The 14,219-nt window shown below is 71.2% G+C and carries 15 protein-coding genes; 6 read left to right on the plus strand and 9 right to left on the minus strand.

What is annotated here, in order from left to right:
- Positions 1–36: 36 nt before the first annotated feature.
- Both VFJ21_07870 and VFJ21_07875 read right to left on the minus strand, forming a co-directional pair.
- The gene (locus tag VFJ21_07870) at positions 37–1,020 is read right to left on the minus strand and encodes a sigma-70 family RNA polymerase sigma factor (protein ID HET7407034.1); all 984 of its coding nucleotides are present in this window, start codon (positions 1,018–1,020) and stop codon (positions 37–39) included.
- Position 1,021: 1 nt separating this feature from the next.
- Positions 1,022–2,278, minus strand: a complete 1,257-nt coding sequence (locus VFJ21_07875) for an MFS transporter (GenBank protein ID HET7407035.1) — start codon at positions 2,276–2,278, stop codon at positions 1,022–1,024.
- Between the two features lie 101 nt (positions 2,279–2,379).
- Here VFJ21_07875 and VFJ21_07880 point away from each other — a divergent pair, with 101 nt between their 5' ends.
- Complete coding sequence (locus VFJ21_07880; GenBank protein ID HET7407036.1) at positions 2,380–2,820, plus strand: MscL family protein; 441 nt, start codon at positions 2,380–2,382, stop codon at positions 2,818–2,820.
- A gap of 98 nt (positions 2,821–2,918) precedes the next feature.
- Positions 2,919–4,532, plus strand: coding sequence for a sulfatase-like hydrolase/transferase (locus tag VFJ21_07885; GenBank protein ID HET7407037.1), 1,614 nt, complete (start codon positions 2,919–2,921; stop codon positions 4,530–4,532).
- 97 nt (positions 4,533–4,629) lie between these two features.
- Here the strand turns inward: VFJ21_07885 and VFJ21_07890 are convergent, their stop codons facing one another.
- The 3 genes from VFJ21_07890 to VFJ21_07900 form a co-directional block, all read right to left on the minus strand.
- Positions 4,630–5,142 carry a CAP domain-containing protein gene (locus VFJ21_07890; GenBank protein ID HET7407038.1) on the minus strand — a complete coding sequence of 171 codons (513 nt, stop codon included), beginning with the start codon at positions 5,140–5,142 and terminating at the stop codon, positions 4,630–4,632.
- Between the two features lie 90 nt (positions 5,143–5,232).
- Positions 5,233–5,955 carry an ABC transporter permease subunit gene (locus tag VFJ21_07895; GenBank protein HET7407039.1) on the minus strand — a complete coding sequence of 241 codons (723 nt, stop codon included), beginning with the start codon at positions 5,953–5,955 and terminating at the stop codon, positions 5,233–5,235.
- Entirely contained in the window at positions 5,952–6,926 is a 975-nt protein-coding gene (locus tag VFJ21_07900; GenBank protein ID HET7407040.1) for an ABC transporter ATP-binding protein, read from the minus strand. Before VFJ21_07900 ends, VFJ21_07895 begins: the two co-directional genes overlap by 4 nt.
- 118 nt (positions 6,927–7,044) lie before the next feature.
- Here VFJ21_07900 and VFJ21_07905 point away from each other — a divergent pair, with 118 nt between their 5' ends.
- The 3 genes from VFJ21_07905 to VFJ21_07915 are packed head-to-tail and all read left to right on the plus strand — an operon-like array spanning position 7,045 to position 9,278.
- A complete protein-coding gene (locus VFJ21_07905; GenBank protein ID HET7407041.1) occupies positions 7,045–7,743 on the plus strand; it encodes a TetR/AcrR family transcriptional regulator in 699 nt (232 codons plus the stop codon).
- Positions 7,715–8,500, plus strand: a complete 786-nt coding sequence (locus tag VFJ21_07910) for an MBL fold metallo-hydrolase (protein ID HET7407042.1) — start codon at positions 7,715–7,717, stop codon at positions 8,498–8,500. The genes VFJ21_07905 and VFJ21_07910 overlap by 29 nt, the downstream gene beginning before the upstream one ends.
- A gap of 4 nt (positions 8,501–8,504) precedes the next feature.
- Complete coding sequence (locus VFJ21_07915) at positions 8,505–9,278, plus strand: maleylpyruvate isomerase family mycothiol-dependent enzyme (protein HET7407043.1); 774 nt, start codon at positions 8,505–8,507, stop codon at positions 9,276–9,278.
- A 22-nt stretch (positions 9,279–9,300) separates the two neighbouring features.
- On the opposite strand, the gene VFJ21_07920 is transcribed toward VFJ21_07915, so the two are convergent.
- From VFJ21_07920 to VFJ21_07930, 3 genes are read right to left on the minus strand one after another with little or no spacing between them, the layout of a single operon-like run.
- Positions 9,301–10,011, minus strand: coding sequence for a VOC family protein (locus VFJ21_07920; protein HET7407044.1), 711 nt, complete (start codon positions 10,009–10,011; stop codon positions 9,301–9,303).
- On the minus strand, positions 10,008–10,778 hold the full coding sequence (locus VFJ21_07925) for an enoyl-CoA hydratase-related protein (protein HET7407045.1): 771 nt from the start codon (positions 10,776–10,778) through the stop codon (positions 10,008–10,010). The genes VFJ21_07920 and VFJ21_07925 overlap by 4 nt, the downstream gene beginning before the upstream one ends.
- On the minus strand, positions 10,775–11,566 hold the full coding sequence (locus tag VFJ21_07930; protein HET7407046.1) for an enoyl-CoA hydratase-related protein: 792 nt from the start codon (positions 11,564–11,566) through the stop codon (positions 10,775–10,777). Before VFJ21_07930 ends, VFJ21_07925 begins: the two co-directional genes overlap by 4 nt.
- Positions 11,567–11,664: 98 nt before the next feature.
- On the opposite strand from VFJ21_07930, the gene VFJ21_07935 reads away from it, so the two are divergent.
- Complete coding sequence (locus VFJ21_07935) at positions 11,665–13,125, plus strand: MFS transporter (GenBank protein ID HET7407047.1); 1,461 nt, start codon at positions 11,665–11,667, stop codon at positions 13,123–13,125.
- Positions 13,126–13,135: 10 nt separating this feature from the next.
- Here the strand turns inward: VFJ21_07935 and arsB are convergent, their stop codons facing one another.
- Entirely contained in the window at positions 13,136–14,188 is a 1,053-nt protein-coding gene (gene arsB / locus VFJ21_07940; protein HET7407048.1) for an ACR3 family arsenite efflux transporter, read from the minus strand.
- Positions 14,189–14,219: the final 31 nt, after the last annotated feature.

The following is a 14,219-nucleotide window of genomic DNA, read 5'->3' on the forward strand; positions in this document are numbered from 1 at the left end:
GAAGTCATCGGTCCGCGGTCGACCAGTTTCGTCGGGTCAGGCGTCGAGCCGCGGCGGCAGCCCGAAGAGCGGGAACAGCCGTGCGGTGTCGAGGAAGAACGTCAGCTCACCGATCGCACCGTCGCGCAGGTCGAGGACCTGCAGCGCCCACGGCGCGTAGCCACCGGCGGGGTCCGGCTTGTACTGCCCGAACGCCGGGGCGCCGTTGGCCCGGGGCGCGGTGACGACCCGTGAGCCGCGGCAGGCGATGCCCGGCCCGAACCACCAGGTGAAGATGTCGTCGCGGCCGGACAGCCACAGGTCGTAGGGGGGCATCGACTGGGTGGCGTCGGCGTGGATCAGCTCGGTCAGCGCGCCGACGTCGTAGGCCTCGAACGCCCGCACGTAGCGGGCGAGCAGCTCCCGGTCGGCCTCGCCCAGATCATCGACCGACTGCTGAGGTACGTCGGCGGCGAGAGTGGCGCGGGCCCGCTGCAGCCCGCTGTTGACCGAGGCCACGGTGGTGTCGAGCAGCTCGGCTGCTTCGGCGGCCTTCCACTGGAGGACCTCGCAGAGGATGAGCATCGCGCGCTGCCGCGGTGGCAGGTGCTGCAGCGCGGCGACGAGCGCCAGCCGGACGCTGTCGCGGGTGACGGCCAGGTCGGCCGGGTCGGCCTCGGCGGTCATGACGAGGCCGTCCGGGATCGGCTCCAGCCAGGTCGTCTCCGGCCGTTCGTGCAGGTTCTCCGCCACCGGCTCGCCGGCCGGGCCCAGGTCCATGGGCCGGGCCCGCCGGTCGCGGCTGCGCAGCATGTCGAGGCAGACGTTGGTGGCGATGCGGTAGAGCCACGACCGCAGCGTCGACCGCTGCTCGAAGCCGTCGTAGCCCCGCCACGCCCGGATGAACGTGTCCTGCACGGCGTCCTCGGCGTCGAACGGAGAGGCCAGCATGCGATAGCAGTAGGCGCGCAGCTCGATCCGGTGCCGCTCGAAACCGTGCTCCAGCTCGCGGGCGATCGTCGGGGCGCTCACCCGCGACATGCTACGTAGCGACGCCGGTCTCCACGACCGGTCCGAGCACCACCTCGTCGTCGACGAAGCGCGGTGCGGCGACCACCCAGCCGGCGCCGGCGAGCAGCACCAGATCGGCGAACATCAGGACGAACGGCGCGTTCCAGCCGCCGGTCGCTCCGTGCAGCACACCGACCAGCAGCGGGCCGATCGCTGCGATCGAGTAGCCGATGCTCTGGGTGAACGCCGACAGCGCGCCGGTCACCGCCGGCCCGCGGCTGCGCAGACCGATCAGCGTCAGCGCGAACGGGAACGCGCCACCGCCGACCCCGGCCAGCAGCGCCCACGCCCAGGCTCCTGCTGCGGGTGCCGCCAGCATTCCGACGTACGCCGCGACGTAGCAGGCGACGAAGAGGATCACGAGGCTGCGCTGGGACCGCACCCGCGCGGCCACCGCGGGCACCGCCATCGACATCGGGATCGACAGTGCCGACAGGAACGCCACGAGCAGGCCGGCGCGCGCGGAGGAGAACCCCGCCTGCTCCTGGAAGAAGTTCGCGAACCAGCCGAAGGCAATGTAGGCCTGCATCGACTGAGCGCCGAAGAACAGCGCCATCGCCCAGGCGGTGCGGCTGTCTCGCAGCAGCCACGCGTGGGCCGGCGCGTCACCGACCGTCGCGTCGCGCGAGGGACGACGGGCGAGCCAGACGACGACGGCGAGTGCCGACAGGGCCGCCCACGAACCGAGGCCGACCCGCCAGCTGCGCGCGCCCCCGATCGACGCGATCGGCACGACCGCGGCCGCCGCGACCGTGGTGCCGACGGCCAGCGCCGTGGTGTAGGCCGCCGTGACCGGGCCCACCCGGGTCGGGAAATGACGCTTGACCATGGCCGGCAGCAACACGTTGCCCATCGCGCCGCCGGCCAGCGCGGGCACGCTGAACAGCAGGAAGAGCAGCGCGTCGCCGACCAGCACCCGCAGGACCAGGCCGGCCGTCATCAAGGCGAGGGCCGCGGTCAGCGTGCGCGCCGCACCGAGCCGGTTGGCCATCCGCGGGGTCACCCACCCCAGCCCGGCGAAGCAGATCACCGGCAGCGTCGTGAGCAGCCCGGCGAGGCCGCTCGACAGCCCGATGCTGTGCTCGAGATCGTCGAGCAACGGGCCCACGCTGGTCACCGCGGTGCGCAGGTTGATCGCCGCCAGGACGATCGCGCCGACCAGCCCCCAGTCGAGGGGTTTCGTCGTACGCCGGGCTGCGGTCTGCTGCTCCGCGCCGACGCTGCTCACACCCCAGTGTGACCGTTGCGCGTTGATGCCTATGCGTACGACGGGTCCGGTTGTAGCGTGCGGCCGTCGTGATCTACGCGCCGGCTGGAAGGAGCCGAGTCATGCTGCGTGGGTTCAAGAACTTCTTCATGCGTGGTGACGTCATCGTGGTCGCCGTCGGACTGGTCGTCGCGCTGGCGTTCAGCACGCTGATCAACGCGTTCACGACCAACATCATCAACCCGCTGATCGCCGCGGCTCAGGGGACGAAGGGTCCGGGGCTCGGCTGGCAGCTGCGGACCGGCGGTGGTAACGGCACCTTCCTCAATCTCGGTGCGTTCATCTCCGCGATCATCTACTTCCTCATCTTCATGGCGGTCGTCTACTTCGCGATCATCGCCCCCTACCGGCTGATCCAGAAGCGCCGCGGCATAACGGTCTTCGGCGACCCGCCGCCGGTGCGCACGTGCCCGGCGTGCCTGTCGGGCGACCTGCCGGTCGAGGCGACGAAGTGCCGCTTCTGCGCCAGCGATCTGCCACCGGTGGCGACGACGACGGCCTAGCTCGGCAGCCCGTCCAGAGTGTCGTCGGGCAGCGTCGCCGGCTCCGGCGCGACGAGCGTCGTTGCACACTACGGGCAACTTCTCTGGAGGGTGGCGCCGTGGGCCGCAAGATCCTCTTCATCACGACCGACCAGCAGCGCTACGACGCGCTCGGCTGCAACGGCGGCGCCATCGCCCGCACGCCGGTCGTCGACCGGCTCGCCGCCGAGGGCATCAACTACCGGCGCGCCTACAACCAGAACACCGTCTGCACGCCGGCGCGCTCGACGATGCTCACCGGGCAGTACGTGCGGACCCACGGCGTCGTCGCCAACGGGATAGCCCTGCCCGACGACGCGCCGAGCATCGCCGGCTGGCTGCACGAGCAGGCGGGCTACCGCACGGCACTGCTCGGCAAGGCGCACTTCGAGCCGGCGCTCGACCCGCGCGGCGAGTACCGGGAGAACGCGCTCGCCCGCGAGGACTCCTACGGGCCGCACCGCGGGTTCGAGCACATCGAGATGGCGATGCACGGGTCGAGCCCGTTCTGGCACTACGGCACGTGGCTGGCCAAGGAGCACCCCGAGCACCTCGACTCCTACGTCGCAGTGCTGAGCGGCAAGGGCGGTGGAGACACCGGCGCGCCGGAGACGAAGATCAACCCGATCCCGCGCGAGTGGTACCACACCGACTGGGTCGCCGACCGCACGATCGCCTGGCTCGACTCGCTTCCTGCCGACGACGACTGGTTCTGCTGGATGTCGTTCCCCGACCCGCACCACCCGTGGGATCCGCCCGCCTGCGAGCTCGGCCGGGTCGACTGGCACGACCTCGACCTGCCGCCGGGCCACCCGGGCTCGGGCGACGCCATCGCGAAGCTGCTCGCGCAGAAACCGGCGCACTGGCTGGCCTGCTGGGAGGGAAGCTGGCTCAACCTCGAGGGCGGCCCGGGCAACTACCGGCCGCAGCGGCTGTCCGACGACATGATCCGCGAGGTCAACGCGAAGACGCATGTCATGAACGAGCTCATCGACGAGGCGGTGGGCAGGGTGCTCGACCGGGTGGCCGCGCGCGGTTGGGCCGACGACACCGACGTGGTGTTCACCACCGATCACGGCGAGATGCAGGGCGACTTCGGCATGCTCTTCAAGGGGCCGTTCCACGTCGACGCGCTGATGCGGGTGCCGCTGGTGTGGCGCCCGGCGCCGTCGGCGGGCATGGCGCCGGCGGACGTCCCTGAGCCGGTCGGCCACCTCGACCTGGCGCCGACCTTCTGCGAGATCGCAGGCGTGCCTGTGCCGGACTGGGTGCAGGGCTGCTCGCTACCGACCGCCCCGGGTTCCGGGCGCGAACGGGTGCTGTGCGAGTGGGACAGCCAGCTGCCCGGCTACGGCTTCCACCTGCGCTCGATCGTGCGCGACGGCTTCCTCTGCACCGTCTACGAGCCGAGCACCAAGAACCAGCCCAACGGCTTCGAGCGGTGGCTTGCCGACGTCGACCCGATGATCGCCAAACTGCTCGACCTCGACGTGTCCCATCCGATGGGGCCGCAGAGCACGGTGGAGTACGACGGGTCCGAGGGTGAGCTCTACGACCTCGAGGCCGACCCGCACCAGCAGCGCAACATGTGGGACGACCCGGCCTGCGCCGGCCTGCGCTCGGACCTGGTGGCCGACCTCTACGACAGCCTGCCCCCGGCGCACGCGCCGCTGCCCGTCACCCACCCCGCCTGAGGAGAGTCGTGTACATCGAGCCGACGGCATCGCCGATCTCGACGCCGACCGCCGACCCGCGGCCGATCGCCTGCGCCGCGCGGTAGGCCCGCTGCCCTCAGCCGGCGAACTGCTCGGTGATCCACCAGTAGCCGTGGCGGTCCTGCACGAGCCCTACGCCGACCTCGCGGAACCCCCTGTCGAGGATGTTGGCGATGTGGCTCGCCGACAGCTCGAAGGCGTGCTCGACCGAGCAGGGGCAGTCGCCGTAGCCGACGTTCTGCGCCCACCTCATCGCGTTGGTCGGGTCGGCCGCGTCGTGGAACAGCGTGCCGGCCGCGGCCATCCGCTGCGTGTGCTGCTGCGCGAAGGCGTCGAGCTCGGCGCGCTCGGCGAGCGCCGGGAGCCCCGATGCGACGCGGACCTGGTTGATGCGGCCGATCAGGTAGCCGCGCAGGTCGGTGGCCGCATGGGCCGACGGCATCGTCGCGAGCACGCTGACGAACGCCAGCGCGACCGCGAGCAGTGCCAGCGGCAGGACGCGGCGCGGCGGGCGGGCGCCGGGCCGGGCTCGAGAGACGGACGGGACGGTCTGGGGGCATGGCTCGACGGCATGCTGTGAAACTCGCACGGGGCCGCAGTATGCCGTAAAGCGGCATAGACCGGACAAACGGCATCGGCGTGTCGGCTCGGCCGTATCAGCAGCGGCGGCGGCCGGCGGCTACTTCACGCTGGTGATGAGGCGCTCGCGGTCGAACACCGTGGCGGCGAGCCGGGCACCCAACCGGTTCAGCACGATCAGCGCGATGCCGAAGGCGACGGCGACCCGCAACGATGGCGGGATCACGTTGAAGGCGACCAGCGACGTGACCGCAACGGCAGGCAGGCTGGCGAGGATCGACAGCTGGCCGGCGGTGCGCGGATCGCTGGTGCGGGCGGACACCGCGATGCCCACCCAGATGGACCACGAGACCAGCAGCGGCGTGAACACCAGCTGGGCCGCGAGGTCACCACCGCGGACGACCGCCGAGGCGACTTCGGGTCGGGCGAAGAGCTCGACGATGGCGACGTACAGGCCGAAGACGAGGTAGGACACCGCGACCGACGGCACGAACGCTGCCAGCGCCTTGCCGATCAGCAGCTCTTCGCGGCGGATCGGGGTGGCCAGGATCGGCTCCAGCGTCGCCTGCAGCCGCTCGCCGACGACGGCGTAGGAGGCCATGGCCGCGGGGACGAGGACCGGGATCGCCAGCATGTACAGCAGCGAGTGCTCGTGCCGCAGCGGCACCGACGCCCCAGACGGCAGCGTGAAGACCTGCACGACCGGCTGGATGACGAACACCAGCGGCAGGATCGCCATGGCGGAGACGACGTTGCCGTTGTGGCGGTACTCCCGCAGCTCCTTGAAGAACACTGCGCCGATCCGCCGCCGGCTCATGGTCATGGCGTGGTCGCTCCGTCCTGGTCGAGCAGCTCGAGGTAGACGTCCTCGAGCGACCGCCGGGCCTCGGCGATGGACAGCACGTCGGCACCGGCCGCGACCAGCGCGCGGGTCACGGCGGGAGCTGCGAGGTTCGCGTCGGAGACGGTGAGGACGTACGCCGAAGAGCCGTCCGCCTGCCACCCCTCGACGCCCGGCAGCCCGGACAGGACGTGCTCGGGCGCGTCGAGCGGCGCGAGCGTGCGCACGGTGAGCGTCTTGGCGAACAGCCGGTCACGCAGCTCGTCGGGGCGCCCGATGGTGCGCAGGGTCGTGTTGAGGATCGCGACCCGGTCGCAGAGGCGCTCGGCCTCCTCGAGGCGGTGCGTCGTGAGGAAGATGGTGACGCCCTGGCGGCGCAGGTCGTCGACCAGGTCGTGCACGTCGCGGGCGGCGGCCGGGTCGAGCCCCGAGGTCGGCTCGTCGAGGAAGAGGATCTGCGGTTCGTTGAGCAGCGCGCGAGCAAGCGCGACCCGTTGGCGCAGCCCCTTCGACAGGCTGCCGCACGGGTCGCTCGCCCGGTCGGTCAGCTTGACCACGTGCAGCGCCCGGTCGATGCGCTCGCGCGGGTGGGCGACCTCGTAGAGGTCGGCGAAGCAGGTCAGGTTGTCGACGACGCTGAGCCGCGAGTAGAGCCCGGGCGACTCCGGCATGATCGAGATGCGCCGCCGGATCTCGACGCCGTTGTCCGGGTGCAGCGCCAGGCCTGCCACGGTGGCCGTGCCCGACGTGGGGGCGATCAGCGTGCCGAGCGTCCGCACCGTCGTCGTCTTGCCCGCGCCGTTGGGACCCAGGAAGCCGAAGACCTCGCCCTGGCCGACTTCGAACGTCACGTCGCTGAACGCCAGCCGCGTCCCGAACTGCTTGGTCAGCCTGTCGACCGACAGTGCGATGCCGGTGCCGGCGGCAGGCAGGTGCTCGGCCGGCGCTGGCATGGACACCGCCTCGGTCTATGCCGGTGGTTGCCACCCGTCAAGCACTTCGACGAAATGCTCGACCTCCTGCTTACCCACCTCTTGACTTCCTAATGGTATTAGGACATGCTCTCGCGTCATGGCAACGGAGCCGGTGCCCCTGGATCGCCGTCAGCGGCGGCGCCTGGAGACGATCGAGGAGGTTCTCGACGTCGCCATCGAAGTGATGGCCGAGCAGGGGGTCGCCGGGCTGTCCGTCGGCGAGGTCGCCCGGCGCATGGGCATCCGGCCGCCGTCGCTCTACGTCTACTTCCCGAGCAAGCACGCGTTGTACGACGCGCTCTTCGAGCGCGGTGCCCGGCTGCTCGTCACGCAGGTGCGCACGAAGACGGCCGACCTGGCGAGTCGTGATGCGTCGATGGAGGAGATCCTGCTCGACGCTGCGCGCGTCTTCGTCCGCTGGACGATCGAGCATCCGGCGTACTCGCAGCTGCTGTTCTGGCGGCCGGTGCCGGGGTTCGAGCCGTCGCCGTCGGCCTATGCACCGGCCACCGAGCTCGTCACGCTCAGCAGTGAGCGGTTCGCCGCGATGAGGGACCGCGGGCTGCTGCGCACCGACGTCTCCCTCGACGTCGTGCAGCGCGACTGGACGGTCTTGATTGCCGGCGTCGTCAGCCAGCAGCTGGCGAACGCACCAGACGAGGACTTCGAGCGGGGGCGGTTCGTCGCCGCGCTTCCCGCGATGGTCGCCATGTTCGCGCGCTACTACGGCGCCGGACCCACATCCGTGCCCCGAAGGAGGGCCACCCGTGAACGCTCGCGTCGATCAGATCGCTGATCGCATCTACCGCATCTCCACCTGCGTCCCGGAAGTCGCACCAGGAGGCTTCACGTTCAACCAGTTCCTGGTCGACGCGGAGGAGCCGCTGCTCTACCACACCGGCATGCGAGGGCTGTTTCCCCTTGTGCGCGAGGCGATCGAGACCGTCATGCCGGTCGAGCGGCTGCGCTGGATCGCGTTCGCACATCTCGAGGCCGACGAGTGCGGAGCGGTCGACGAGTTCCTCGAGGTGGCACCGCACGCGCAGGTCGCGCACGGCGCACTCGGCTGCATGCTGTCGCTCGAGGACCAGCTCAGTCGAGCCCCGCGCCCGCTCCAGGACGGCGAGGTGCTCGACATCGGCGGCGCGTCGTTCGCCTGCCGGATGCTCGAGGTCGCGACGCCGCACGTGCCGCACAACTGGGAGTCGCACCTGTTCTTCGAGCAGGAGTCGGGCACCTTGTTCTGCGGCGATCTGGTGACGCAGATCGGGGACGGGCCGGCGATCACCGGAGATGACCTCTTCGACGCCGCGATCGCCGCGGAGGAGCTCTTCCACCAGACCTCGCTGGGACCTGCGGTGCCTGCCACCTACCGGCGGCTCGCCGATCTCGACCCGCAGCGGCTGGCCATCATGCACGGCTCGTCGTACGACGGTGACTGCTCGACGCTGCTGCGCGCACTCGCCGACGCCTACGAGCACCGCTTCGGTTGCGGGGAGGCCGCGGTCGCGGCCCAGCCACTGCCGGCTCACGACGATCTCGTGGGGGCGTGAGGGCATGAGCACGTCGACGGCCGGGCGGCAGGTTCCGCCGCCGCGCCGCCCGGCTCTCGACCGCGCGGTGGCGATGCGCTTGGCGCGCACCGAGTACGCGCGGCTGGCCGACCAGCTCCGCGAGCTGACCGACGACGACTGGCGCGCCCCTACAGCCTGTCCGGAGTGGGACGTGCACGCCATGGCGTGCCACGTCCTCGGCATGGCGGAGATGGCCGCGTCGCCCCTGGAGGCACGTCGGCAGACGGGGGCCGCGGCCGCAGCCGGTGGGGTGTTCATCGACCGGCTCACCGCGCTGCAGGTCGACAAGCACCGGCACCGCTCGCCATCCGACGTCGTGGCGCGTCTGGCGGCCTTTGGGCCGAAGGCGGCTCGCGGCCGCCGCATGATGCCGGGGTTGCTGCGCCGCCGACCGATGCCGCAGGAGCAGCCCCTCGACGAGACCGGCACCGTGACCGAGACGTGGACCATGGGCTACCTGACCGACGTGATCCTCACCCGCGACCCCTGGATGCACCGCAGCGACATCGCGGCGGCGACCGGCCGCCCGATGACGCTGACGCCGGAGCACGACGGCGTTCTCGTGGCCGACGTCGTGGCCGAGTGGGCGCAGCGGCACGGGTCGCCCTGCCGGCTCACCCTCACCGGCCCTGCCGGAGGCAGCTGGGGCTTCGGTGCGGACGGACCCGAGCTGCAGCTCGACGCGGTGGAGTTCTGCCGCACCTTGTCGGGTCGCGGCAACGGCGAAGGGCTCCTCGCGACGCGAGTGCCGTTCTGACGCTGACGTGCGCCCAGCGGCTTCACGTCAGAGCGACCCGCACTCCGCAGATGGTGCGCTGTTCACCGCGTCGTTCCGCGTCGGCTGCCGCGAGCGTCACGGAGACGAGGGAGTCGACCGGGCCCTCGACGAACAGCACCGTCGCGTTGTCCAGCTCCAGCCTGCCGTCGGTCGAGGGGCAGCCGGTGATGGCGGCCCACCGCTCGGCGGTCCGCTGCGGGTCGCGGGCCTGTACCTCGACCGCGGTGATGCCACTCACGACGTCGGTGCGCCGGGCTCGTTGCCAGTCGGCACCGGCAGGGCCCCACGGTCCGTCGGGGTCCTCGCCGCCGGGCTGCCAGTCGATCTCCAGGAACGAGCCGCCGGTGTCGCTCGGATGCAGCTGCATGATGCGGTAGCCGTCGTGGTCCTGAGCGTCGACGACAGTGCGTACGCCGAGAGCCTCGGCCCGCCGGCGTACGGCAGGCTGATCGTCGGTGTGGCAGATGACCATGTAGCCGCCGTCGCCGCCGAGTCGTTCAAGCTGCCGGCCGGCGGCGGTGCCCTCGCGCGTCGGCGCGACCACCTCGATGAACTGGTTGCCCACCGGGAGCACGGCGTTGTGCAGGCCGAAACGCGCGACGCCCGGGTCGCGGAAGGCGATCTCCAGGCCGTACGCCTCGTGCAGGTCGCGCACGACGGACTCGAGGTCGGCGGCGACGAGTGCGATCTGGCGCAGCCGGATCCAGCTCATGTGAACCTCGGCTCCCGCTTCTCGAGGAACGCACGGAACGCCTCCGCGGTGTCGGCGCTGGCGGCGATCCGCAGGTGTCGCTCCGCTTCGTAGTCGACGAAGTCCGGAAGGCCCATGCGTTCGGCCGCGAGGTAGTTCTGCTTCAGCCCGCGCAGCGCAGTCGGTGACTTCTTGAGTAGTCCGGCGAGCACGCCCTCGGTGTCCGCGCGGAACGACTCATCGGCGTACACCCGGGCGACGAGCCCGATGCGCAGTGCTTCCTCGGCGCCGACCTTGCGCGGCAGGAACGACAGCTCGCGTGCGCGTGCCGCGCCGATGAGACGCGGCAGGGTCCAGGGGATCGCCATGTCGCCGGCGACGGCCACGTCGAGAAATGCGGTGTTGAGCTTTGCCGAGGCGGCCATGAGCCGCAGGTCGCAGGCCAGCGCCCAGCCGAGCCCCGCGCCCGCGCAGGCGCCGTTGATCGCGGCGACGGTGACCGCGGGGATCTCGTGCAGCAGCGTGGCGACAGCGAACTCGCGGGAGGTGAGCCGCTCGTCGACGGCTCCTGTGGTGAAGTGGTTGAGGTCGGCGCCGGGGCAGAATGCTCTGCCTTCGCCCGTCAGGACGAGCACGCGCACCGATGGGTCCGAGCCCGCGAGTTCCACGGCGTCGCGGGCCTCGCGGACCATCCGGTTCGTCATGCCGTTCATGGCGTCCGGCCGGTCCAGGGTCAGCCGGGCGAGGCCGCCGTCGACCCCGTAGCGGATCGTCTCGAAGTCGGTCACGTGCCCAGCCTCGGGAACGTCGCCGGTCGCTTCTCCAGCAACGCCGCCGCGCCCTCCTTCGCGTCGACCCGGTCGAGCGCGGCGTACTGCACCGTGTCGATCTCGCGCAGCGCCGCCCGGTAGCCGACGCCGCCGAGGTGTTCGTAGACGAGCCGCTTGGTGTCGGCGAGCGACGCCGGTGACACGTTGTCGGCCAGGTCCTCGACGTAGCGGCGCGCGGAGGCGAGCAGGTCGTCCGGCTCGACCACCTGCTGCACGAGGCCGATCCGGTGCGCCTCCGCCGCGTCGATCCGCCGCGACGTCCACAGGAGGTCCAGCGCGGCGCCGGCACCGAGCAGGCGCGGGAGGATCCACGTCGTGCCGTGCTCGGCGATCAGCCCGCGCTTGGAGAAGATCGAGGTGAACGAGCCCGCGGACGACGCGATCCGGACGTCGGACATGACCGCCAGCACGAAGCCGCCGCCGGCGGCGACCCCGTTGACCGCGGCGATGACCGGCTTCGGGATCTCGAGCAGCCAGGTGAACAGGCCCGGCACCTCGCCGGTCTCCCGGCGCGACGACGAGCCGGCGGTCGTGGTCTCGGCGAGCACGGACGCGTCGAGCCCGGAGCAGAACCCCCGCCCCGCACCGGTGACGACGATGCCGACGACGCTGCGGTCCTGCGCCGCGGACGTCACCGCCTCGCGGAACTCCGCGAGCATCGGATAGGTCAGCGCGTTCAGCTTGTCGGGCCGGTCGAGCGTGATGACGGCGACGGGGTCGTCGACCTGGTAGCGGATCTCGGCCATGGCCGGAGACTAGCCCCGGACCCGCCGTACGCCGACCTATGCTGACGCCGCCGGAGCGTGCCTCCGGATCCCCGTCGCGTTGCTGATCCGGAGGACGGTTGTCCACGATCGAGCACCACCGCCCGCACCACATGCGGACGCTGGCGGTGCTCAGCCTCGCCGGCCTGGCCTACGCCCTCGCGCAGACGACCGTCGTCCCCGCGCTGCCCGAGCTCATGCGCGGGTTGCACACCGACGAGAGCGGCGTCACCTGGACGGTGACGGCCTACCTCATCGCGGCCGCGGTGTTCACGCCGTTGCTCGGCCGGCTCGGCGACATCTACGGCAAGCGGCGGCTGCTGGTCGTCGCGCTGCTCGTCTTCGCCGCCGGATCGCTTGTGGCGGCGGTGTCGTCGCAGCTGTGGGTCGTCGTCGCCGGGCGGGCCGTCATGGGCGTCGGCGGCGGCATCTTCCCGCTGTGCTTCTCGATCATCCGGGACGAGTTCCCGCGCGACCAGGTCGGCCGTGGGGTCGGCCTGATGTCGGCGATCGCCGGCATCGGCGGCGGGCTCGGGCTGATCGTCGGTGGGCTGCTCGTCGACTACACGTCGTACCACTGGATCTTCTGGCTGGGCGGGCTGATGGGTGCGGGCGGGGCACTGGCGGCGCAGGTCGCGGTGCCCGAGTCGCCGGTGCGCACGCCGGCGCGTCTCGACGTGCGCGGTGCGCTCGTGCTCGCCGTCGGTCTGACGCTTCCGCTCATCGCGATCTCGCAGGCGAGCGAGATCGGCTGGGGCGCGCCGCGCACGCTCGGGCTGATCGGGGTGGGTCTTGCGGTGCTCGTCTTCTGGGTCTGGCTGCAACGGCGTACGCCGCAGCCGCTGGCCGACATCGCCGCCCTGGTCAAGCCGCCGGTGCTGATGACGAACGTCGCGACTCTGTTCGTCGGCTACGGCATGTTCGGCTCGTTCATCCTGATCCCGACGCTGGCCCAGGCGCCGACGTCGACCGGCTACGGGTTCGGTGTCGACGCGACGCGCGCCGGCCTGCTGCTGCTGCCTGGCTCGTTGTCGATGCTGGCGTTCGGTCCGATCTCCGGCATCATCGGCAGCCGCTACGGCAACAAGCTGCCGTTGACGGTCGGCAGCTGCGCCACTGCTCTCGGTCTCGCGCTGCTGGCCGTCGCCCACAGCACGCAGCTGGAGGTGCTGCTGTTCAGCATCCTGATGTCGGGTGGCATCGGGCTGGCCTACGCGGCGATGCCCAACCTGATCCTCGAGGCGGTGCCGGCACATCAGACCGGGGAGGCGACCGGCTTCAACGCGCTGGTGCGTTCGGTCGGTTCCTCGCTCGGGTCGCAGGTGTCGGCGACGATCCTCGCGGCCAGCACGGTTGCCGGGCTCGCGCAGGACTCCGGTTTCACGCACGCGTTCGCGGTCTCCGCGGGCGTTGCAGTCTGCGCGGGTGTGGTGGCAGCGATGATCCCGTCGGCACGTCAGGGTCGTCGCGGGTCGGCCCTCGACGAGATGGGTGCCGCGTCGCCACTGGGCGACCCGGCACTCGCGCAGGAAGAGTTCTGACCGCTGTCAGTCAGATGACGCGGCGCCGCGCGCGCGGGAAGAAGCGGCGCGCCCAGAGCGCGACGTAGACGAGCGCCACCAGGACCGGGACCTCGATCAGTGGGCCGACCACGCCCGCCAGCGCCTGGCCGGACGTCACGCCGAACACGCCGATGGCAACTGCGATGGCGAGCTCGAAGTTGTTGCTCGCAGCCGTGAAGGCCAGGGTCACGGTGCGGTCGTACGGCAGCCGGATGACCTTGCCGAGGGCGAACGAGCCGGTCCACATGAGCGCGAAGTAGGCGAGCAGCGGCAGGGCGATCCGGGCCACGTCCGCGGGCCGGTGAGTGATGGTGTCGCCCTGCAGCGCGAACAGCACGACGATGGTGAAGAGCAGCCCGTACAGCGCCAACGGTCCGATCCGAGGCAGCAGCGTGGTCTCGTACCAGTAGCGGCCGTGGGTGCGCTCGCCGACGGTGCGCGTGACGTAGCCCGCCACGAGCGGTACGCCGAGGAAGATGGCGACGCTTTCGGCGATGCTGCCGACCGAGACGTGCAGGCCTGCGGTCGACAGCCCGAGCCAGCCGGGCAGCAGCTGCAGGTAGAAGTAGCCGAGGCCGGCGAACGCGACGATTTGGAAGATCGCGTTGAGTGCGACGAGCACGGCCGCTGCCTCGCGGTCACCGCCGGCGAGGTCGTTCCAGATCAGCACCATGGCGATGCAGCGTGCGAGCCCGACGATGATGAGCCCGGTCCGGTAGGCGGGCTGGTCGGGCAGCAGTGTCCAGGCGAGACCGAACATGACCGCAGGTCCGACGACCCAGTTCAGGACCAGTGAGCCGACGAGCAGCCGGCGGTCGCGGGTGATGCGGCCGAGCTGGCCGTAGCGCACCTTGGCCAGCACCGGATACATCATGATCAACAGCCCGGCGAAGATCGGTGCGGACACCCCGCGGGTCACCTGCGCACCGTTGAGCGCATCAGCAACGCCGGAGACGCCGCGACCCAGCCCCAGGCCGAGGCCCATCGCGGCGAGGATCCACACCGGTAGGAATCGGTCCAGCAGCGACAGTCGCGCCACCACCGGCGCTGCCGCATCCGACCGAGGCGATTCG

The organism is Mycobacteriales bacterium, assembly GCA_035690485.1.
Lineage (GTDB): Bacteria > Actinomycetota > Actinomycetes > JAFAQI01 > DASSKL01 > DASSKL01.

Coding starts and splice junctions, on each gene's coding strand:
- VFJ21_07920 (HET7407044.1), bottom strand. CDS start 10,011: ATGAGCTGGATCCGGCTGCGCCAGATCGCACTCGTCGCCGCCGACCTC.
- VFJ21_07900 (HET7407040.1), bottom strand. CDS start 6,926: ATGCCAGCGCCGGCCGAGCACCTGCCTGCCGCCGGCACCGGCATCGCA.
- VFJ21_07870 (HET7407034.1), bottom strand. CDS start 1,020: ATGTCGCGGGTGAGCGCCCCGACGATCGCCCGCGAGCTGGAGCACGGT.
- VFJ21_07880 (HET7407036.1), top strand. CDS start 2,380: ATGCTGCGTGGGTTCAAGAACTTCTTCATGCGTGGTGACGTCATCGTG.
- VFJ21_07930 (HET7407046.1), bottom strand. CDS start 11,566: ATGGCCGAGATCCGCTACCAGGTCGACGACCCCGTCGCCGTCATCACG.
- VFJ21_07905 (HET7407041.1), top strand. CDS start 7,045: ATGGCAACGGAGCCGGTGCCCCTGGATCGCCGTCAGCGGCGGCGCCTG.
- VFJ21_07895 (HET7407039.1), bottom strand. CDS start 5,955: ATGACCATGAGCCGGCGGCGGATCGGCGCAGTGTTCTTCAAGGAGCTG.
- VFJ21_07915 (HET7407043.1), top strand. CDS start 8,505: ATGAGCACGTCGACGGCCGGGCGGCAGGTTCCGCCGCCGCGCCGCCCG.